The organism is Colwellia sp. 6M3, assembly GCF_014077595.1.
GTDB lineage: Bacteria > Pseudomonadota > Gammaproteobacteria > Enterobacterales > Alteromonadaceae > Cognaticolwellia.
Genome location: NZ_JACGWF010000026.1, coordinates 1 through 21,696 on the forward strand (window position 1 = coordinate 1; position 21,696 = coordinate 21,696).

Here is a 21,696-nt window from a genome sequence, read left to right on the forward strand (position 1 = left end):
CACTTTTCGATACATATTAATAAACAAAACAGCGCGTTTTAGCTCCTTAATGTCTCTATTAGTCCATCCGTAAATAAAAAATAGTTAGTATTTAAATAAAATTAATTTATTTGATTATTTATGCCTGAAAACCTCTGTAACCGGTAGCGAAATATTTCATGTTGCATTACAATATCTTCCGGATTTAGTAATTAAACATTACGACTTACAGCTTTACATTTTAATAACCCATCTTCAATTGACTGATATAAAAGGTTTACGCAATGACTTCTCATCTTGAGGAACAATACCAAACTAGTTGGCAAGAGCGCCAAACATTCGCTGAAAACATGCAGCCGATCACAGGACAATTATTTAGAAATAAAGGAATTGAAATTTCTATTTATGGTCGTCCACTAGTTAATGCTTCTGCTATCGACATTATTAAAGCTCACAGATCTGTGGCATTACACGAAGAAAACAAGTTGCGTTTACGCGAAAGTTTCCCATTTTTACAAGCGTTAGCCAAAATGGAATTAGCGCCTGCACGAATTGATGTAGGTAAATTAGCCTATCGTTACTTATTCAAGGGTGAAGCTAATGGCTTATCAATTGAACAGTTTTTAGAAAAAGAGCTGGCAACTATTGTTGCAAAGGGTAATGACGTACAAGAAACTAAAGACGTTGTACTGTATGGTTTTGGTCGTATTGGTCGTTTGCTTGCACGTTTACTTATTGAACGCGCTGGACCCAATGCTAAGTTAAATTTACGTGCGATTGTTATTCGTCCAGGTAAAGAAGATGATCTAGAAAAGCGTGCGAGTTTACTTCGTCGTGATTCTGTTCATGGTGCTTTTAATGGCAGCATTACTATTGATAAAGAAAATAACGTTATTAAAGCTAACGGCGCATTCATAAAAATTATTTATGCTAAATCTCCATCTGAAATTGATTACACAGCATACGGCATCAATGATGCTTTAGTTGTTGATAATACAGGTATCTGGAGTGATGAAGAAGGCTTAGGTCAACATCTTCAATCAAAAGGTGTTGCTAAGGTGTTATTAACAGCACCAGCGAAAGGCGATATCAAAAATATCGTATTCGGTGTTAACGACGATATGATTTTAGCGGACGATAAAATTATCTCTGCAGCAAGTTGTACTACTAACGCGATAACACCTGTGCTTAAAGCATTAAATGATGAGTTTGGTATTCGCAACGGTCATGTTGAAACTGTTCATTCATATACAAACGATCAAAACTTAATTGATAACTACCATCCAGCTCCTCGTCGTGGTCGCAGTGCTCCATTAAATATGGTTATCAGTACTACTGGCGCAGCTAAAGCGGTAGCAAAAGCATTACCAGAGTTAAAAGGTTTATTAACAGGAAATGCTATTCGAGTTCCTACGCCAAATGTTTCAATGGCTATTATGAATCTTAACTTGAAAAAAGAGACTGACAAAGCAGCATTAAATGATTACTTACGTAAAATTTCTTTGAACTCTAAATTACAAAACCAAGTTGACTACACTGCTTCTACAGAAATAGTTTCAACTGATTTAGTGGGTTCTCGTTACGCCGGTGTTGTTGACTCTCAAGCGACTATTGTTGATGGTGACCGTGCCGTACTTTACGTTTGGTACGATAATGAATTTGGTTACAGCTGTCAGGTTGTGCGCGTAATGCTAGCAATGGCTGATATTAACGTACCAACATTACCGGTTAACTAAGCGAACATTTCAAGTTTTTTTAAATGTTCAAATAAAGCTTATGTAATCAGGGGTGTTGTTATTTAACCTGATTTATTAACAAGAAGCGTTTACCTGATAGGTAAGCGCTTTTTTTTATGGCTAAATACTGATCAACGCTAAAGTCTTAGCGCATGTTGTCGATATATGATTATAGGTTATTAAAGTGATTAATTATAAGGTGGGGTAAAATGTCAGTAGAATTAAATACAAATAGTACAGTTCCTATGAGCACTGAAACTATACTCGCAGTTAAAAGTGCTAACCTAAGTAAGTCACAAACCGAGTTAGAAGGTCAGATGGCATTAGCACTTATTGAATCTGCATCTGTTGGTAACGAAAGCTTAGCTGTTGTCGGTAATATTGGTCAAAATATCAATATTAAAGCCTAGGCCATTTAAAGTTTCTTAAGAAAGGCATTTATTAACAGCTTAAGTTTGCGCAGTTTAGCTAATGCAACTCACTAACACATCACATTTAAATCTTTACAACTTACACAGTATTCTTATCAATTTGAGTAAATTAACGCTTAAATACATCTAGCAGGTTTAGGTAATCCCGCATACTTGGTTGCTTGTTTGGCTGGCCCTTCTTTAAATAAACGATATAAATATCGGCTACTGGCTTTTTCTTCGCCAAACTCAGCTTTCATAGCTTTAGTTAAAGCGCGGATCGCAGGAGAAGTGTTGTAAGTTAAGTAAAAGTCTCTAACAAAGCGAATAACTTCCCAATGAGCTTCTAACAGTTCAATGTCATCAGATTCAGCTAACAGAGCTGCAATGTCTTCATTCCATTGGGTAAAATCGAGCAAATAGCCTTGCTTGTCGGTGGCTATATTTTGGTTATTATAAATTATTGTCATGACCAGGTAATCGAGTTGTCGTGTTTAAAAAGTAAGGTAACTACTTCAGTTAATGTCGTCAAAATAAAATCGCTATGACTACTGCTTTGAGCACGAGCACTTGCGTGTTCGCTTACAACATAGGCAGTTAATTCAGGGTCATCTTTCAGCGCTTTGAGTAATAAAGCATGGCTTAAGTTATAACAGCCGTCATCCATTAATAATATATTGTCTTGTGGTAACAACATGCTAAGGCATTGTGCTAGTGCATTACTGCTATAGCCTGAACTTCTAATAATATGTAGCGTTGCCATGTTAAAACCTGTAAATCACGTTGTGTTGATGTAAGCGTTGACTAAAATCTTTATTGGACAATACCTGTATATTACTCATATGAAAATTTTCAGATAAATTTCTTTCTTGTAATGATGATTTACAAACATATATATTTTCAATGTCATAAAACTCTAATGCTGAAAACGTTTTCAAATAATCTTTAATTTCTATGGCTGAAGCGTTTTGATCCCCGATCACCTGAAATACACCATCACCTAAAAAGAATAACGATGTAGCTTGCTCATAAGAGCCAAAAATTAATGCCGCATCTAACGCTTCTTTTCCTACAGCTGTTGAAAAGGGCGCTTGTGTATTGATGATAGCGATTGTTTTATCACGAGTATTATTTTCAATCATTATAATTGCACCACGCGTTCAGCTTTACTGGTTAACTCAACTAACTCACCTAAGCCTGACACTATAAAAGCTGGGTCGATATTTGAAAGCGCTTGGTTGCTAATATCATCACTTAAACCACGTTTTTCTGCAGCAGTAATACATAAATATAACGGTACACTATATTCACGGTTTAACGCTTGCCATTGTATTAATGTTTGATATTCATCACTAGGAATAGATAAATTTTTTGCTGCATTTAATACACCGTCTTGATAAAAGAAGACACCTAAAATTTCAACATCGTTATTAACAGCGGCACGAACAAGATTAATTGCACTGGTGGTTAAGTTACTGTGAGGTGGAGTAGTAACCACCAAAGCCAATGTATTTTTCATGTTTTGCCTTGTGCAATTGCAATGTTAATAAAAAGTAGATAATAAAAAAGCCTCAATAATGAGGCTTTATATTTTATACGGTAAGTATAAACAATTACTAATCACATTAAATGATTTTTTAACTGCTTATTAGTCATCGCCGCCTAGAACACCTAAAAGGCTTAATAAGTGCACAAAAATATTATAAATATTTAAGTATAAAGAAACAGTTGCACGAATATAGTTTGTTTCACCACCATGAATAATGCGGCTTGTATCAAACAAAATTAAACCTGACATAATCATAATAATTGCAGCACTAATCGCTAGCGAAAGAGCAGGAATTTGGAAAAAGATGTTTGCTACCATTGCAATTACGGCAACGATTAAACCAACCATTAAAAAACCACCCATAAATGAGAAGTCTTTTTTGCTCGTTAACGCGTAACCAGAAAGAGCAAAGAAAATTAATGCGGTTCCACCTAATGCTTGCATAATCATTGATGCGCCGTTTGGCATTGCAGCATAATAATTAAGCATAGGGCCTAAAGATGCACCCATTAAGCCAGTGAAGGCAAAAATCCAAAAAATACCACTCGCTTTATCGGCATTTTTATTTACAACAAATAATAAACCGAATGAAACTAAGGTCATTACTAAGGCAGCCATATGAGACAAGCCCATCGCCATAGAAACACCAGCAGTTACGGCACTAAACGCCAAAGTCATTGAAAGTAACATATAGGTGTTTTTCAAAACCTTGTTAATTTCAATCGCTGAACTTCTACTAGCATTTACACTAATATTTGATTGCATAAAATTTCCTCTAAGTATGCTAAATATATTTTTTAGATGTGGGCAAATGTTAAAAGTTCAAGGGTAAATCAAATATTTAACCTTTAATTCATCGGTAAAGATGATAAATAACTATTAACCACATGACATATTATGGCACGCTATATTTTTAAATACTATCTTTAACCTTGTTGAAACTCATCGATAATTTGTGAGCGTTTGTAACAGTCGCTGCTATGGTCGTTCACCATGCCACAAGCTTGCATATGCGCATAACAAATCGTAGAGCCTACAAATTTAAAACCTCGATTTTTTAAGTCTTTACTCCAAGCATCTGATTCTTTAGTGGTGGCAGGGTAGTCAGCTGGTTTTGCCCAATGACCAACAATAGTTTTATGGTTAACAAAGCTCCACATATAATGACTAAAACTGCCAAACTCTTTTTGTATTTCTATAAAGAGTTTAGCATTATTAATCGCGGCAAGAATTTTACCTCGATGGCGTATAATCTCACTATTTAGTACTAACTCTTCAACTTTAGCATCGCTGAAAAGGGCAACTTTATGCACGTCAAAGTTCTCAAATGCGGTGCGATAACCTTCGCGACGTTTTAAAATTGTGTACCAACTTAATCCTGCCTGCGCAGATTCAAGAGTTAAATTTTCAAATAGCTTTTGATCATCATAAACAGGCACTCCCCATTCTTCATCATGATAAGCAACGTAATCGTCTTTAGTTGTATCTAACCACGAACAGCGACATAGGTTTTTTTCACTCACTAGCATTCCTCAATATGAAAATCGGTCTTATTTGCTCAAATATATGGCAAATTGTTGATTTTTTTAGCAAACAAACTTTTTTATAGAATAAATCCTTTACAAGAGAATTTCGAGCCTTTATTATTCGCTCCGTTCTCAAGCAGCAATGCTTTTGAACTTCAGGTGAGATGGCTGAGTGGTCGAAAGCACCGGTCTTGAAAACCGGCAAGGGTTTGTAGCCCTTCTAGAGTTCAAATCTCTATCTCACCGCCACATTCTAAGGGCTGCACAAAGTGCAGCCCTTTTTCCTTTTTGGCACTTCCGAATACTTTCCGAATATAATTTACATTAAACACTAAAGTTTTATGAATTCATCATAATCTTTGGTTTCTTCAATGGCTGATTTTAGTCGTGCATAATAATCTTGTTTAACTTTTGATTTTAATGGCAACTGCATAAGCACTTTAGAGTATCCCTTAAATCTCAATAGGAGGGGGGATAACAAAACCTTCTTGTTTTTCCTCTTACAATACAATTTGCTCAGCCTGAAAACAACGGTGCAATTCTGCTACTTCCTGTTTAAATATTTTAGATGCTTGAGGAAGTGAATTATTTCTTGTATTTGCATCAATATACTTTGAGATACCAATTTTTAGATAAAATGAACGTTCAACTTTGGGGATTGTAGCTAAGTAAAGCAGGTGATTTAAGAACACTCATGTACTAATCATTTCACAACAACTACCCGAATAAAACAACAAAGCCCATACACCACTTCTAAAAGTTAATATGAATATATAACCGTAAAAAACACTAAATACCGATTGCCTATCGGTTTTTAGTGTGTCAATATCACACCAGAATTTATAGTGATGAAAAAATCTATGCAACTCGGTGAATTAGAAAAACAAGTTTTAGAATATCTTTGGAAAATACAACCTGCTGATGCTAAACAAGTGTTTAGTTATTTTGAAAAAAATAGAGGTGGTTCATTAAATACTATACAAAGTACTTTAGAGCGATTGTTTAAAAAAGATTTGCTTGGCAGAGAGAAAAGCGGCCATGCTTATCAATACTACCCTAAAGTTAAACGTCATGAATTAATAGGCCAGCTTATCAAAAATGTTACTCATGATTTTGTTTCTAAAGATGAGAATAGTGTCATTGCTGCCTTCTCTTCTATTTCAGAAGATTTAGATGAACAACAGCTTGATAAGTTAGAGGCAATGATTGAACAGCAACGTCAAAAACTACAGAAGAATGCTGAATAATGATTTATGACCAATGGGCATTAGCATTGAATTTGCTTGCTGTAGGGGTATTAGCCTTTATAGTAGCTAACATATTTGTTTCAGCGGTATTTTGGTCTCTAAAGGGGAGATTAGCTGATTATGCTGTCACTACACGTAAATCATTATTATGGTTATCTGTGCTCACTCCTTGGTTTATTGCTGTATGTGTCACACTTTTTTTTAGTCCATTATTTCAAGATGATTCGACTTCTAATTGGCTGACTGACTTAGCGCATTGGCATCATTCAGATATTTTCTATTTCCTGAGTTGGCATAGTATTAGTTTGCTTATCTTCGTTGGTTTCAGTCTATATATTTTTACAAAAAAAATAATTGTGCTTTATCATAACCATCAGCAGATCAGTCTTTTGCGTAGATTTGGGACAGAGAAGAGTAAACAAGTATTTATCATTGAGTCACCTCTACCAACAGCATTCACAGGAGGGATGTTCAATCCTTCGTGCTTTATTTCAACGGGTCTTATTGAGCAACTAGGCGCTGATGATATAGAAATCATCCTTCAGCATGAGTTAGCTCATGTACACCATTATGATCCAATGAAAAAATGGCTTTTTTCATTTTTCTCAGCTTATTTTGCAACTAATATTAAGCATTTATTACTATCCATGATGTCTCTATCTATGGAACAAGACGCTGATTCTTTGTTTGTCCAGAACCAACAACAGTCAAACAATGTCGCTAGTACCCTGATAAAATTTACGAAATTGGCAGCTAACTACTCAGTTCACCCACAATATAACAGTGAGTTATTTGTTCACTTCTGTCGACACGCTATTGAACAACGAGTACTACATTTACTCAATGACAAACAGTTCAAAACATTTCCCAAGGGAGGTGTTTTGATAGCCATACTTTTTTTAGTTTTGATTTCAACAACATCTGTAGATAGCTTACATCACGTTATTGAAACCCTATTTACGCATTAAAACACTCATCTAAAGTCTTACGCTAAGGTATTAACAATGAAACGCTACTTTAAAATACGCACTTGTAAAAAGCCGATTGGCAGTCGGTTTTTTACAAGTGTTAACCTCAAACATAAGAGCATCATGCTGATATTCATATCACTAGTGCCAACTGTTATTTTTGCTCAACAAAGTCCTTTGCAAACCATTGATTTAGAATCAGCAATTTCAAGAACCATCAGTATGCATCCTGAACTTAAATCATTTGTACTTAAAGCAGAGGTTTACTCAGGTTATGCTCAGCAAGCTGGAGTTCAGTCTAGACCGCAAATCGGCTTTACAATTGAAGATGCCTTAGGTACTGGTGAACATAGTGGCTTTAAAAGTGCACAATCTACCTTGTCGATATCTTGGCTTTTAGATGGGGAATTAGTGAAGCGCAAAATGGCAACAGCTAAACAGTATGGCTCTACTGTTGCCTTAGAGCGTGAAATTAAAACATTGGATTTAGCGGCACAAACGGCACGATACTTTATTCAAGTTCTCGTTAATAAAGAACGATTGATGTTAGCAAAATTCAGCCTAAAACAAGCGAAGAATTCATTAAAAGCCATAGATAGTCGTGTGAAAGTGGGAAAGTCATCCCGAGTAGATAAATTAAAAGCTCAAGCTGAAGTTGCTAAGCGTGAATTGGACGTTGAAGATTTAACTCACGAAGTTGATGCAAGTAAATATCAACTGTTTGCTCAATGGGGTGGACAAGCTCAAGCAGTAAATCTTAGTGAACAGTATAAAAAGAGTAAGGTGATCGGGTCATTATTATCTTTACCAAACTTATCGTTAGCGACTGGTTCTGATTTTAATTCTTTAGTTAATAAACTTAAACAGACCCCTTCTGTTAGCCTTTTCGCCACCAAAAAACGAATTGCTCAGTCTGAAATTGAGCTTTCACGTATTGAGACTAAACCCTTATGGCAATTTTCAACTGGTTTGCGTCGTTATCAAACAACTGATGATTTCGGCTTAGTAGCTGGGGTTTCGATCCCCTTTGGTGATACCAATCAAAATGAAGGGAAAATAAGAGCCTTACATGCCACTCAAAATGAACTAGAAGCAGAGTCACTAGCCCTCGTTCATAAGCTCAACACGCAGCTATATGTGCTGATAGAGCAAATGAAACACAGCCAACATGTTATTCACGCGGTAACTGAGAAAGTCATTCCATTGTTAGAACAAGCCTTTAAAGAAGCCGAGACAGCCTACAACGTGGGTATGTATAGCTATACCGAGTGGATGAATACGCAACAAGCATTAATAAATGCTCAATCAGATTTGATAGGCGCTTATCAAAATGCGCATTTAAACAATATTGAAATAGAGCGGTTAACGGGTACGTCCCTAGTTGCCATCAATAAAGCCTCTAATGCTCCTTTTAACAAAACAAGTAACGAGAAATAACCCATGAGATCAACATTTAAAATATTAACGTTAATAGGCACGCTATGCTTTGTTGGCTTAAGTGCGAGTTTCTCTAGCTTTGCCATTTCAGAGCAAAAAGTAGAAGAATCTGAACCAGAGAAAGGCCCTAATCGTGGTCGAATGCTGAGAAAAGGTGATTTTGCTATAGAGTTAGCCATTTTTGAAACAGGTGTTCCACCAGAATTTCGCGTGTGGGCAACAATGGATGGTAAAGCTATAGATCCATCAAAAGTAGAGCTCAATGTAAAATTAACTCGGTTGGGCGATGGCATAGATGACATAAATTTTTATCAGGAAGGAGAATACCTTCGTGGCGACATGGTTATTTATGAACCACACTCATTTCTGGTTTCACTTTACGCTAAATATCAGGGGCAAACCTATGATTGGCAATATGACAATTTTGAAGGTCGTACCAAAATTGCGGACGATATTGCCCAGGCAATGGAAATTATCACTGACTTTGTAGCACCATCCACATTTCACGAAACTGTTGAAGTCTATGGCAGGTTAACCTTGCCCGCTGATGCAACTAGCAACGTGTATGCTCGGTTTGATGGGCTTGTTGAAAAAGTACATGTAAAACTGGGAGATTCTGTCACAAAGGGGCAACTACTCTTTACTGTAGAAAGTAATGAAAGTCTGCAATCTTACAAGGTACTTTCTGCCCAAAATGGCATAGTAACGAAGGTTAATGTGACTTCTGGAGAGCAATCAAAAGGTCGTTCATTACTACAAATCACCAACGATAAAACATTAATCGCTGAGCTAGCTGTTTTTCCAAAAGATTTATCAACTATACGCCTCGGCGCCAAAACCACGTTGACGATAAATGGTGTTGAAGCAAAACAAGTCAGCACCATTGATAGTCGAGTTCTAAAAGTCAGAGATGATCAGGCGAAACTATTTCGTGTGTTAGTTAACAATCCAGACTCTGTGTTATCTGAAGGTTTATTTGTTAGTGCCGACATTGAAATTGGCTCATACGATGTTGCTATGGCTGTTGAACGTAAAGCGTTGCAGAGCTTTCGAGACTTTACAGTTGTATATGCCAAAGTGGGTAACGAATATGAAGTAAGAATGCTCGAACTTGGCCGAGTAGTCGGCGATGAAATAGAAGTGCTAAGTGGTATTTCCTTAGGCACTGAATATGTCACAGAGAATAGTTATATCCTCAAAGCCGATATTGAAAAATCTGGCGCCTCACACGATCATTAAGGATTATTAAGGTTTAATTATGCTCGAATATTTACTTAGATTTTCTATCCGTAAAAGTTCTATCATTATGTTAGTCGTACTAGCACTTGCAGCACTAGGTATTTGGAATTTCACCAAATTACCAATTGATGCCGTTCCTGATATAACTAACGTACAGGTAATGATCAACACAGAATCGCCTGGCTATACTCCGCTTGAAGTAGAGCAACGGGTGACTTACCCATTAGAGACTGCGTTAGCTGGTATACCTAACTTAGTAAGCACACGCTCTGTTTCTCGCTACGGTTTATCGCAAGTTACCGCCATATTTAGTGATGAAACCGATGTTTATTTTGCAAGGCAACTTGTTAATGAACGACTGCTTTCTGCGAAATCTGATTTACCTTTTGGTTTAGAGCCAGAACTTGGCCCAATAGCGACCGGATTAGGTGAAATATTTATGTTCACTGTTGATGCCGAGCCAGGCGCACGTAATGACGAAGGTGAACTGATTACTGCGACGGACTTAAGGACTGTACATGACTGGATTATTCGTCCTCAGTTAATGCAGGTTCAAGGGGTAGTTGAAGTTAACCCTATTGGCGGCTTTAAACGTGAAATCCTCGTTGCATTCGACCCTAAAAAGTTGCTGACTTTTGGTGTTAGTCAGCAAGATGTTATTCAAGCAATAGAAAACAATAATGACAATAAGGGTGCAGGATTTATTGAAAAAAATGGTGCTCAATGGCTATTACGTATTCCAGGACAAGCCAAAAGCTTAAAAGACTTAGCTAACATACCTGTAAAATCTACCAACGGTAGCGTGGTCCGTATTTCGGATGTTGCTAATGTTGGGGAAGGGAAAGAATTAAGAACAGGTGCTGCCACTCAAAATGGTAGAGAAGTGGTGATGAGTACTGTCTTTATGCTCATTGGGGAAAATAGCCAAAGAGTTGCTAAAGCTGTCGGCTTAAGATTAGAGGAAGTGAAAGAAAGTTTACCGACAGGGATAACCGTTACCGCCGTTTATGATCGTACTAAATTGGTCGAGAAAACCTTAGATACGGTAAAAATGAACCTTTTAGAAGGCGCATTATTAGTTATTGTCGTGCTATTTCTATTATTAGGGAATATGAGAGCCGCTTTACTCACTGCTGCCGTGATCCCATTTGCCATGCTAATGACGATTACAGGTATGGTACAAACTAAAGTTAGCGCCAACTTAATGAGCTTAGGGGCCTTAGACTTTGGTCTCTTAGTAGACGGAGCCATTATTATTGTTGAGAACTGTATGAGAAGGCTTAGTGCAGCCTCTTCAAATGGACGTTCTATGGAGTTAAATGAACGTTTATCACTCGTATTTGATGCCACTAAGGAAGTTATTCGACCGGCATTATTTGGTGTATTTATCATTACAGCAGTTTATTTGCCGATCTTTGCACTAACAGGGGTTGAAGGGAAAATGTTCCATCCTATGGCAATAACCGTTGTTATCGCTTTATGTTGCGCTATGTTTTTATCAGTAACTTTTGTCCCTGCGGCTATTGCTATTTTATTCAAAGGTCCAGTAAAAGAAAAAGAAAACATCATCATAAAATCCTCACTTGCACTTTATCGACCTTCGTTGACTTTTGCGCTTAAGGTTCGTTGGTTTGTTGTTATAGCTGCAATTGGTCTTGTTGGAGTCGCTGGTTTTTCAGTCAACAAATTGGGTAGTGAGTTCGTGCCAAATTTGGATGAAGGCGATATAGCTATGCACGCATTACGCATACCTGGCACTTCGTTATCACAAGCAGTTGAACTTCAAAAAGTTTTGGAAGAAAAAATCAATCAGATGCCTGAAGTTGAGCGTGTGTTTGCCAAAATTGGTACCGCAGATGTTGCAACTGATGCCGTGCCACCGAGCGTTGCTGATAATTTTATTATTTTAAAACCACGAAGCGAATGGCCTGATCCTAACAAGCCTAAAACGCAATTTGTCGAAGAACTAGCAGCAGTAGTAGAGCCTATTCCAGGTAATCGCTATGAGTTTCTTCAACCTATTCAAATGCGCTTTAATGAGTTACTTGCCGGTGTTCGGGCTGAGCTTGCCATCAAGGTTTTTGGTGATGACTTTGAAACATTAACGACATTAGGAAACAGTATCAATACCGCTATTGCTAATGTAGAGGGAATAGCAGATGTGCAAGTTGAACGAACAACAGGCCTTCCTATGATGACCATTAACCCTAACCATGAACAACTGGCAAAATATGGCATTAGTATAAAAGAGTTACAAGATCAGCTGGCAACTGCCTTAGGTGGCACCATTGCAGGTAAGTTTTATCAAGGTGATAGGAGATCCGATATTGTTGTTCGTCTTCCTGAAGATCTAAGAACAGATGTTGACGCTCTAGCTTATTTACCAATAGCACTAAATGAAGGTAAGTATGTGCCCTTGCAAGAAGTAGCTGATCTTGAATTGGTTGAGGGAGCAAATCAAGTCAATAGAGAAAATGGCAAACGTAGAGTGGTTGTTACTGCTAACGTCAGAGGAAGAGACTTAGGCTCTTTTGTTCAAGATATTCAAGCCGCTATTGTAAGCTCTGTTGAAGTACCTGCGGGTTACTGGATTGAATACGGAGGCACCTATCAGAAACTGCAATCCGCATCAAAAAGACTATCCGTTGTAGTGCCTATTACCCTCGTGATGATCATCGGTTTATTATTCTTAGCACTCGGCTCATTTAAAGATTCGATGATTATCTTTACAGGTGTTCCCTTGGCATTAACCGGTGGTATTTTTGCCTTGTTACTGCGTGATATTCCATTTTCAATATCAGCAGCTGTAGGTTTTATCGCTTTATCAGGAATCGCTATTTTAAATGGTTTAGTAATGGTGTCATTTATCAGAGAACTGCGACGTGAGGGTGCTGCACTAGATATCGCCATTATTGAAGGGGCTTTGACAAGATTTAGACCTGTGCTAACTACCGCACTTGTTGCCTCACTAGGTTTTGTACCTATGGCACTTAATACTGGCATTGGCTCTGAAGTGCAACGTCCGTTAGCAACAGTTGTCATTGGTGGAGTAATTTCATCTACTTTATTAACCCTATTTGTACTACCTGCTTTATACCGTTTATTACACAGCCACAAAGAAACCTTTCTTAAAGGGACAACTTCTTCAACCGCTGACACAAAGGAAACAGTGAATGTTTAATAATTATCAGCGATATGGCTTATTAAGCCTTATCGCTCTTATGGCGCTATGGCTACCAATAGAAGCATTTGCTCATGGTGTAGACGATAGTACACGTGCATTTTTACAACAAAATACGGGTGTACAGATAATTCCATTTTTATACATCGGTGCTAAGCACATGGTGACAGGGTACGACCATTTATTATTCCTTGTCGGTGTGTTGTTCTTTTTATATAGAAGCAGAGATGTTTTGCTATATGTCAGCATGTTTACGCTAGGCCATAGCATAACCTTGTTGTTCGGTGTGATCAGCGATATTCAAGTTAACGCTTACTTAATTGATGCCATTATCGGTCTGTCTGTGGTCTATAAAGGCTTTGATAACTTAGGAGGGTTTGATCGGCTTTTTGGCAAATCACCCAATGCTAAATTAGCGGTATTAATTTTCGGCCTTTTTCATGGTTTCGGATTGGCAACTAAGCTGCAAGAGTTTCAAATTCCCGATGACGGTTTAATTACCAACTTAATCGCCTTTAATGTTGGGGTTGAATTAGGGCAATTTACCGCCTTGGCTTTTATATTATTAATTATTAATTTTTGGCGTACGCATAGCAGTTTTACTCGCTTTGCGAAAAATACGAACTGCTTGTTAATGAGCGCTGGGTTTATGTTGGTCGGTTTACAACTTACGGGCTATTTCATTAACTAATTGATTAAATTTTACCTATTTTAAGAGATAAGACTATGCAAGATAAAGGGCAAGAAAAAATGCAACAAGCAACGCCACAAACGATGGTATTAACAAACTCTGCGCTGCTCAAATATACGATGTTCAGCATAGTATTCGCAGCATTTACACTGTTAATCATTATATTGCCTGCTGAATATGATATCGACCCTACCGGAATTGGGCATGAACTTGGCTTAACTATTTTTCATCAAGGAAAGGATGCAAGTGCCGATCAACTCTTAACACTGGAAGCATCAAAAAAATCAAAAGGAGATTCAGAAACAATAGAAGTGCTTGTTCCTGCCGGTCGTGGTGTTGAGTACAAATTTATCATGGCGCAATATCAAAATCTTGAGTACGAATGGATAACCGATGGTGCTGCATTGTACTTTGACCTACACGGAGAACCTGAAGGCGACACAACAGGCTATTTTGAAAGCTATGCCATAGCAACTTTGAGTGAGATGAAAGGTAGCTTTACAGCGCCATTTTCTGGCTCTCAGGGCTGGTACTGGAAAAACACTACTGATTCACCGATTACTGTACAGCTTATTGTCAAAGGCGAATATGCGCAGCATGGCCTTAAATAATCACTATCAATACACTTTAAATTTGAATTAAACAATTGGAGTTACAAAATGAAAAAACTAATTACAGCCCTATTTATTACATTAATGCTTAGCAAAAGCTCAGCATTTGCACATTCTGACCACGGAAATATAAGCCCTAAAGCAGCGATAGAAATTGCAACTAAAGTCACTAAACAACTTACTTTCAAAGACTTGGGCTTTAAAGTTGGAAAATTAAGTGATACTTGGAAGAATTTGACTACAAAAAATTTCAAACTTCATGCAACAGAAGCTAACCGATATGTTGTTAGTGCGAAGAATGTGTCAGGAAATAAAACAATTTATTTCCTGATGACCATGTCTGGTGATGTATTAAAGGTTAACTCTGAAGCTAAATTCTAATATAGAAAATGGAAGGGGGCAACATTCCCTCCTTCCAATAAAGCTAATGAACCAAAACACTTATAATTAATAAACATTTGAACATATTATAAATTTAACCAAGTGGGAAAGTTCAACCATGAAGTGTAACTTACCAATATTAATGACTATTGTAGCTATGCTATACGGCTGTGCAGGTATTCCAATAAATACCGAAATCCTCAATCAAAACTCTCAAACATGGAAGATTGAAAATGTCATTGCCTTTAAAACAGATGGAGCAATTAAAGTAAGTGGCTATTTTAAGAAATCCAAACGTTTTGCTGCTCGTAATGGCCACATTGACGTTAGTGCATTTTCAAATGAAGGGAAATTACTGCTGCACACTATAGTGCCTGTAGGCCATCGAAGTATGCGTAGAGGTGGTGATTATTTCTCCGTTATTTTGCCAAAAAAGTTACCCGAAAATTTATTAATTAAAGTTGAATTTCATGATCAGAACTCTCCTAACTTTCAAAGTAGCCATTAAATACTTTTCTATAAGGACGCGGCAATGTAGAAAAGTGACGAGAACCAGGCTCGCATTAAACGTTTAGGTTGCTGTATAAATGAAATAAAAGCAGACAAAGTAATAAATGTGTATCTCATCTTAAAGCGCTATTAGTTAAATAACATAGGAAGAAAGTTATACTTGGCATTCTGTTCATTTGTATCTGAGTTTCAAAAAAACAAGTAGACTTTCCGTCAAAAACTGAACCCTAATGACTTATATGATTCAATAAAGCATTAGGGTTCAGTATAACTGTTTTGTAAATTGGATTTGGACTGACAAATATAAAACTGTCGGTTGATTGTGAAACTATGTCGATTTTTTGAAATTGAATATTATTCTCGCTAACGGTCGCAATCGCGGGTCCTCCTTGATGATAGGTAAGCGCTGCTAAAGGCGCATTCCATCTTGGCCGATCAAGTTTAGTGTTTTTGATTTTAAAGTTGATGATTCCATTAAGACCGGTTGGTAGATTATACTTACTATTGTCAAACTCAGCTTCAACAAGCATAGTTCCGGATGAAACACTTATTGCTTGCGCCTTACGAGAAATGGTCGCAGATACAAATATGCCCTCATAGCCTGTAAACGTGGCATTGATAGTATCCCCAATTGATATTTTACTAACTTCGTTTTGTGGTACGTATGTAATCAACTTCAAATCATCGATATTTTGTAGTTTATAAAGATAGTTATTTAATGGGTTGCTACCTCCATTGATCATGTCGCCTATCTCAATATTTTTATCGGTAATGTATCCAGCAATTGGTGCCGTTATAATAAGTAATGATTGTTGAAATTGGTTTTGTTCTTTTTGTGCGAACAAACTCGCTATTTTAGCCTTTGATTTTTCTGTTTGAATGGCCAGCCTATCTAATTCAGCTTTGCTAATTAAGTTATCTTTTATTAACTGCTTGGCTCGTTTCAACGTTAATCGATTTAATTCATGCTCGGCTTTGCCAAACTCAATATCAGCCAGTATTTGTTGCTCTTGCAGTTTAATCTCAGGAGCGTCAATTACTGCAAGTACATCGCCTTTACTGACCGCACTACCAATTTCTACATATTGTTCTTTGATATAACCACTGGCTCTAGAATATAACTTTGTCGTTTGTTTTGCCTGAGAAACAGTTGGCAAACTCACCGTTTTTTTATCTAAAACTTTTGTTAGCTTAGCGGTTTGATAACTTGATTGGGAATTCGTTTCTGCTTGCACAGTCAATGTTGGCGTTAATAAAAGTAAGCCAATAAGTACAATGTTATGCTGAACTTTATGCAATGCAGTACATTGGATTTTAGCTTGAGTACTACTTTTTATTTTACATTCTGTCATTTTAGTTTTCCTCGAGATCTTGAAACATTGGCTTAGTTCGAAAGCTCAGTATTAGTGGTACTAATGTCAAAGTTGCTGGTGTGCCAAAAATTAAGCCTCCAATAACAGCTCTTGCAAGAGGAGCGTTTTGTTCTGCTCCTTCTCCCAATGCTAATGCCATGGGGATCATGCCAACCAACATAGCTATAGCTGTCATAATTACGGGTCGAAACCTGGTCTTTATCGCAGATAATGCTGAGTTTTTTGCTAGTTTTCCCGCAAGCATTTCAGCTCTGGCAAAGCTGACAACTAAAACACTATTTGCCGTGGTTACTCCCATTACCATAATCATGCCCATAAATGCGGAGACACTTAACGGCGTATTTGACAGGAATAGAGCAAGCAGAGAGCCAGTAATGGCCATAGGCATTGCGCTTAAAGCTACCAGTGGCAAGGCCCAAGATTGGAAATTTATTACCATCAATAAAAATACTAAAACTGCAGCCATCGCCATACCCTTAGCTAAGTCACTGTAGGCTAGTAGCATGTCTTGTGCTTGTCCTTCAATGATGATTTTATTGCCAGCTTTAAGAGTAGCCTTTGTCGACGCAACGTTGTTTGCGATGTCGGTATAAACCGAACCCAAATCGCGTTGATCAATGTTGATCAATATACTGATGGTGGGGGCTAACATTTGACGTTTAATTAACGCTGGTCGAGCGCGTTTTTCTACACTCACTAGACTTTTTAATAATACGGTTCCCTGAGCTGAATTAGTGGCCTTAACTGGTGTATTTAACAACGTGTTTAACGAGTCTAAACGATAGGGCGGAACTTGTGCCGCAACAATATAACTGATGCCATTATTTGCCCATGTGTTGGGGAATAAGTTTGCACTAGAGCTTAAACTCACTAATAGGGTTTGACTTATGTCAGTCATATTCACACCTAGTTTTTTTGCAAGTATTCTATCAATATTGAGATTGATATCAGGCCAGGCCGTAACTTGATCAATGATAATATCAGCAACACCTTCAACATTTTTTAACTGGCTCATTAGTTTTGTTGCGGCCTGTAAATTTCCTTTTATGTCTCGGCCCGTAATTTTTACTTCAATGGCAGAACTCGCCGTGCCATTAAGTGTTTGGGAAATAATATCAGCAGGACGAAAGAGCGCTTGGTAGTCAGGGAATTGTAACGCTAACTGAGATCTGATTTTTCGAATATAAAGGTCAGTTGGTGCATGACCAGGGGTTAACTGTACTAATATCTCGCCTTCAGAAGACGTGCTAATCATAGAGCTAATCCAAGTTCGGTTTATAGCATCTGGTGGCCCTATATTCTCAACAATGGCCTGAATTTCGTTTGCAGGGATTATCGTTCTAATTAATTGATGAACATTCGCGAACTGTTTTGCAGCTTCTTCTAGTCGCACACCATTTTCAACTCTAAGGTGTAGTCGAATTCCGCCCGCGTCAGATTTAGGAAAGTAGTCTTTTCCTAGCATCATAAACGTAGAGGCAAATATGATACTGGCCAAGATACTCACTCCAGTGAGTACTAAGATGCGGCATCTCAATAGTCGCTTTAAGTTTAATAGATGCACCGCAATAATACGGTCTAATTTGTTTTCAACGTTAATGTGGACTTTATGCACTAATGAATTTCGATTTACATTTTCACGTTCATTCTTCAGTAATAAAAATGCGAGTATGGGCACCAATGTTCTTGAGAGTATAAATGATGCAATCATAGCGAGCAGAACCGCTAAGGCTAAAGGCTCAAAAATGTATGCGCTTGTACCACTTAACAAGAATATAGGCATTAAAACGATACATATGCTCATCGTTGAAACAAGCTCAGGAAATACCACTTGCTTGGCACTATCTATTACAGCTTGTCGAATTGATTTTCCACAGTCTAAGTTACGGTTAATATTCTCAATTTCAACCAAGGCATTATCAACTAATATACCGATAGCTAACCCTAGCCCTCCTAGTGTCATGAGGTTTAATGTGTGGCCAAAAAGCGTTAACCCTGTAAGAGAAGCTAAAAGGGCTAAAGGAATAGAAGTAAGCACAATGGCTGTGCTGCGAACACTGCCAATAAAAATTAAAACGACGAGAGCAACTAATAGGGCGACTATTACCGCTTCAATTAACACTGCATTTCTAGAAGCCACAACAAATTTAGATTGGTTAAATATAGGCGTTAAGGTTAAGCCTTTAGGTGCACCGTTTTGTATGTTTGGTAAACGACGGTTGATTTCATTAATAATATCAACGGTAGATGAATTCCCTAGTTTTAAAATAGAAACAATAACGCCTGCTTGCCCATCTACACGAGCTAAACTCGTTGCAACCGCGCCACCATCACGAACCGTTGCAACATCTTGAAGTTGAATTAGACCATGTTCGCTATTTTTAATGGGGATAGCTTTAAACTCATCTACACCTTCCGGACTGCCATTAGTTGAAACGGTAAAGGCCACTTTTCCTTCACGTAAAATACCAGCAGGTAACGTAATGTTTTGTTGCGAAATAGCCATAGCTACTTCTTTTGCTGTTAGTCCATGCACCTGCAATCTATCGGGATCAATATCTACCATTAGTTGTCTAGGAGCTCCACCAAAAGGTAGGCTCAATCGTAAGCCCGGTATTGACTGCAATTGTCGTCTCAGAGTGAGTCGAGCGTAATCATAAAGCTGTGACTGAGTCATTGTTTGAGAAGAAACGGCGAGTTGAAGTATAGGTACGCTTGACGTCGTATAATTTACTATTAACGGTGGAGTCATTCCGTTTGGTAGCCGCTTTAGTATGGTTTGCGAGACACTGGTAATTTGCGATAGTGCCACCGCTAACTTTGCTCTGGGGTGAAAACTGACTTGGATGAGCGAGTAGCCATTACCATTTTCAGATTGAACACGCTTTACATCGTCAACATTATTCATGATGGCAATTTCACTAAATGATGAAATTTTTGACGCCATTTCAGAGGCACTAAGACCAGGGTATTGCCACAATACGTTGACATAGGGAATATCAATTGAAGGTAAAATGTCAGTAGATGTTTTTTGTAAAGACCTAATGCCAAAAAGCAACAATAATATAACCAATACGCCAACCGTATAACGTTGACGAAGCGCGAGCTTAACTAACCACATTTATTTAGCCTCTGTTAATAAAATATTATTCATCTGACTAAACTCTACTTACCGACATTTGGGGCAAAAATATCGGCTAATATTGACTCAGGAGGCAAGCCAATTTGTTTATTAAACTCTCCGTTTGCATTTAGATAAAAAGTAGCTGGAGTCGCGCGGGCACCTAAAGACAGCATGGTTTTATAGTTGTTAATTAGCTTGTCACGGATCATTTTTTCTGGGTTTTCAATTGGTTTTATAGACTGAAATAATCCTGAGCCAGATAATTTGTTCAATTGTTCTTCAGGATTATCAGCGCTTAATATGGCCGCGGCTTTTCCTAGGCTATCTGCTTTTAAAATACCGACTAAAATATGACGAATTTGCACTTTTCCTGAATCAACCCAAGGCCGTGCCTTATGCCATAACTGTTTACAATAAGGACAATTGGGATCCGTAAAAGTGTAAACAATACGCTTGGCTGACTCAGAGCCATCTCTTACCCAATAACTGTCTTCAAGGGCTTGCCAATTCTTAACCGCCTTTGGACCATTAACATAAGCATTCAGCTTTTCTTCACCTACAGAATTACCTTCAGCATCCATTAATGGGCCGGTAAATAAGTACTTTTCGTCTTCAGTGACATACAAAGTAATCGTCTCATTGTTAAAGTTAGCGATATAGCCAGTCATATTTGCCGGCGCTTTAAAAGAACTGACCACTTCACCACCTTGCTGAGTGAATAACGTTAAGGGGGCAGGGAAGTTAACTGTTTCTGCAGCAATAAGATTTAACGGCAGCAGAAATGTAAAATAAATTGAAATCTTCATAGGTTTATCCTTTTTTTAAAGGTACGACGGAATTAATTTGATTAAGGTAATAGCGCAAGCTAGCTTGAGATAGTTCGCCCATATGGCTAGTCACTAATTGTCCTTTTTCATTATAAAATAATGTGGTTGGTAGCCCTGCGGCGCCAGTTTCTCGGCTAACATTGCTAGTGGGGTCGATGAAAACATTTTTTAAATCCAACGCTGTTGAATCAATAAAATCTTTAACACTAAGCAGACTTTCGCCTTGGTTAATAAAAACAAAAACAAGCTCAGGGTTATGTTTTTGAGCTGCTTCTAATACCGGCATTTCTCTACGACAAGGTGGGCACCAAGACGCCCAGAAATTTATAACAACAGGCGTGCCCTTATAGCGTCTTAAATCGACTTCATGGCCTTCAATATTGCGTAAGGGTGAGCTGGGCAGTTCGACTGCTGCTTGATAAATAACAGCAAAAAAAGTAGGGATAATTAAACAGCAAAAAGTAATTAATGCCGATGTAAAATAAGCTTTAATGAACAATTTATTACGTCTAGCATAAAACATTAGCACCAAGGCACCAACTCCCCAACCTGTGCTAGGTATAAAACCACCATCACTTATATTTACTAATTGCCACCAATTCTCTTGGTAGCCTTGCCACATAGCGATGATAAAGGTCAATCGTGCGGTTAAAAAACCGATAATAATGGCTGTGAATATATAATCTAAAAACTGTTTCTGTTGTGCATTGTTACGTGTTTGAAGATAAGTTATTCCCCAAAACATAAATAACCCTACCAGAGTAATTAATTGTGAAATTGAGAGAACTATCGGCCCTACAGCAATACTTAGCATTTATTTACCACATCTTTTTTCCATTAACTTACCAATGATAAATCGCTAATATTAAGCCAATATTAAGAAAAGCTTCATTCGCTAAACCCAGCT

21 protein-coding genes and 1 tRNA gene are annotated in these 21,696 nt (G+C 37.7%); 12 read left to right on the forward strand and 10 right to left on the reverse strand.

Annotated features, from left to right (window positions below; translation table 11 throughout):
- Nucleotides 1-263 precede the first annotated feature (263 nt).
- Entirely contained in the window at nucleotides 264-1,715 is a 1,452-nt protein-coding gene (locus H4J50_RS07755) for a glyceraldehyde-3-phosphate dehydrogenase (protein WP_108456140.1), read from the forward strand.
- 209 nt (nucleotides 1,716-1,924) lie between these two features.
- Nucleotides 1,925-2,125: a hypothetical protein gene (locus H4J50_RS07760; RefSeq protein WP_182255565.1), complete on the forward strand. Its 201-nt coding sequence runs from the start codon at nucleotides 1,925-1,927 to the stop codon at nucleotides 2,123-2,125.
- Nucleotides 2,126-2,262: 137 nt separating this feature from the next.
- Here the strand turns inward: H4J50_RS07760 and H4J50_RS07765 are convergent, their stop codons facing one another.
- From H4J50_RS07765 to H4J50_RS07790, 6 genes are all read right to left on the reverse strand, one after another.
- Nucleotides 2,263-2,595 (reverse strand): TusE/DsrC/DsvC family sulfur relay protein, encoded by a 333-nt coding sequence (locus tag H4J50_RS07765; RefSeq protein ID WP_182255502.1) that lies wholly within the window; start codon nucleotides 2,593-2,595, stop codon nucleotides 2,263-2,265.
- Complete coding sequence (tusB, locus tag H4J50_RS07770) at nucleotides 2,592-2,888, reverse strand: sulfurtransferase complex subunit TusB (protein ID WP_182255504.1); 297 nt, start codon at nucleotides 2,886-2,888, stop codon at nucleotides 2,592-2,594. The genes H4J50_RS07765 and tusB overlap by 4 nt, the downstream gene beginning before the upstream one ends.
- A gap of 1 nt (nucleotide 2,889) precedes the next feature.
- Nucleotides 2,890-3,267, reverse strand: a complete 378-nt coding sequence (gene tusC / locus H4J50_RS07775; protein WP_182255505.1) for a sulfurtransferase complex subunit TusC — start codon at nucleotides 3,265-3,267, stop codon at nucleotides 2,890-2,892.
- Nucleotides 3,267-3,644, reverse strand: a complete 378-nt coding sequence (tusD, locus tag H4J50_RS07780) for a sulfurtransferase complex subunit TusD (protein WP_108456135.1) — start codon at nucleotides 3,642-3,644, stop codon at nucleotides 3,267-3,269. Before tusD ends, tusC begins: the two co-directional genes overlap by 1 nt.
- A gap of 129 nt (nucleotides 3,645-3,773) precedes the next feature.
- Nucleotides 3,774-4,439 (reverse strand): Bax inhibitor-1/YccA family protein, encoded by a 666-nt coding sequence (locus tag H4J50_RS07785; protein WP_108456134.1) that lies wholly within the window; start codon nucleotides 4,437-4,439, stop codon nucleotides 3,774-3,776.
- Nucleotides 4,440-4,600: 161 nt separating this feature from the next.
- Nucleotides 4,601-5,197, reverse strand: a complete 597-nt coding sequence (locus H4J50_RS07790) for a DNA-3-methyladenine glycosylase I (RefSeq protein WP_182255507.1) — start codon at nucleotides 5,195-5,197, stop codon at nucleotides 4,601-4,603.
- Between the two features lie 161 nt (nucleotides 5,198-5,358).
- Here H4J50_RS07790 and H4J50_RS07795 point away from each other — a divergent pair.
- The 10 genes from H4J50_RS07795 to H4J50_RS07840 all read left to right on the forward strand — a co-directional run bounded on the left by H4J50_RS07795 (nucleotide 5,359) and on the right by H4J50_RS07840 (nucleotide 15,463).
- Nucleotides 5,359-5,449, forward strand: a tRNA-Ser gene (locus H4J50_RS07795).
- A gap of 611 nt (nucleotides 5,450-6,060) precedes the next feature.
- Entirely contained in the window at nucleotides 6,061-6,447 is a 387-nt protein-coding gene (locus tag H4J50_RS07800) for a BlaI/MecI/CopY family transcriptional regulator (protein ID WP_182255559.1), read from the forward strand.
- The gene (locus H4J50_RS07805; protein ID WP_182255509.1) at nucleotides 6,447-7,415 is read left to right on the forward strand and encodes a M56 family metallopeptidase; all 969 of its coding nucleotides are present in this window, start codon (nucleotides 6,447-6,449) and stop codon (nucleotides 7,413-7,415) included. Before H4J50_RS07800 ends, H4J50_RS07805 begins: the two co-directional genes overlap by 1 nt.
- Before the next feature lie 123 nt (nucleotides 7,416-7,538).
- A complete protein-coding gene (locus H4J50_RS07810) occupies nucleotides 7,539-8,852 on the forward strand; it encodes a TolC family protein (RefSeq protein ID WP_220466134.1) in 1,314 nt (437 codons plus the stop codon).
- A gap of 3 nt (nucleotides 8,853-8,855) precedes the next feature.
- Nucleotides 8,856-10,091, forward strand: coding sequence for an efflux RND transporter periplasmic adaptor subunit (locus H4J50_RS07815; protein ID WP_182255511.1), 1,236 nt, complete (start codon nucleotides 8,856-8,858; stop codon nucleotides 10,089-10,091).
- Between the two features lie 19 nt (nucleotides 10,092-10,110).
- Entirely contained in the window at nucleotides 10,111-13,272 is a 3,162-nt protein-coding gene (locus H4J50_RS07820) for an efflux RND transporter permease subunit (RefSeq protein ID WP_182255513.1), read from the forward strand.
- Nucleotides 13,265-13,963, forward strand: coding sequence for a HupE/UreJ family protein (locus tag H4J50_RS07825; RefSeq protein ID WP_182255515.1), 699 nt, complete (start codon nucleotides 13,265-13,267; stop codon nucleotides 13,961-13,963). Before H4J50_RS07820 ends, H4J50_RS07825 begins: the two co-directional genes overlap by 8 nt.
- Before the next feature lie 35 nt (nucleotides 13,964-13,998).
- Nucleotides 13,999-14,574 (forward strand): hypothetical protein, encoded by a 576-nt coding sequence (locus H4J50_RS07830; protein ID WP_259366199.1) that lies wholly within the window; start codon nucleotides 13,999-14,001, stop codon nucleotides 14,572-14,574.
- Nucleotides 14,575-14,622: 48 nt separating this feature from the next.
- Complete coding sequence (locus H4J50_RS07835) at nucleotides 14,623-14,955, forward strand: DUF6488 family protein (RefSeq protein WP_182255517.1); 333 nt, start codon at nucleotides 14,623-14,625, stop codon at nucleotides 14,953-14,955.
- Nucleotides 14,956-15,073: 118 nt separating this feature from the next.
- A complete protein-coding gene (locus H4J50_RS07840; RefSeq protein ID WP_182255519.1) occupies nucleotides 15,074-15,463 on the forward strand; it encodes a hypothetical protein in 390 nt (129 codons plus the stop codon).
- 229 nt (nucleotides 15,464-15,692) lie between these two features.
- Here H4J50_RS07840 and H4J50_RS07845 read toward each other — a convergent pair whose 3' ends face one another.
- Genes H4J50_RS07845 through H4J50_RS07860 form a run of 4 tightly spaced genes read right to left on the reverse strand, consistent with a single transcriptional unit; the run spans nucleotide 15,693 to nucleotide 21,603 of the window.
- On the reverse strand, nucleotides 15,693-16,817 hold the full coding sequence (locus H4J50_RS07845; protein WP_182255521.1) for an efflux RND transporter periplasmic adaptor subunit: 1,125 nt from the start codon (nucleotides 16,815-16,817) through the stop codon (nucleotides 15,693-15,695).
- 1 nt (nucleotide 16,818) lies between these two features.
- Nucleotides 16,819-19,959 carry an efflux RND transporter permease subunit gene (locus tag H4J50_RS07850; protein WP_182255523.1) on the reverse strand — a complete coding sequence of 1,047 codons (3,141 nt, stop codon included), beginning with the start codon at nucleotides 19,957-19,959 and terminating at the stop codon, nucleotides 16,819-16,821.
- A 44-nt stretch (nucleotides 19,960-20,003) separates the two neighbouring features.
- Nucleotides 20,004-20,768 (reverse strand): thiol:disulfide interchange protein DsbG, encoded by a 765-nt coding sequence (dsbG, locus tag H4J50_RS07855; RefSeq protein WP_182255525.1) that lies wholly within the window; start codon nucleotides 20,766-20,768, stop codon nucleotides 20,004-20,006.
- A 4-nt stretch (nucleotides 20,769-20,772) separates the two neighbouring features.
- Nucleotides 20,773-21,603, reverse strand: coding sequence for a TlpA disulfide reductase family protein (locus tag H4J50_RS07860; RefSeq protein WP_182255526.1), 831 nt, complete (start codon nucleotides 21,601-21,603; stop codon nucleotides 20,773-20,775).
- Nucleotides 21,604-21,696 lie beyond the last annotated feature (93 nt).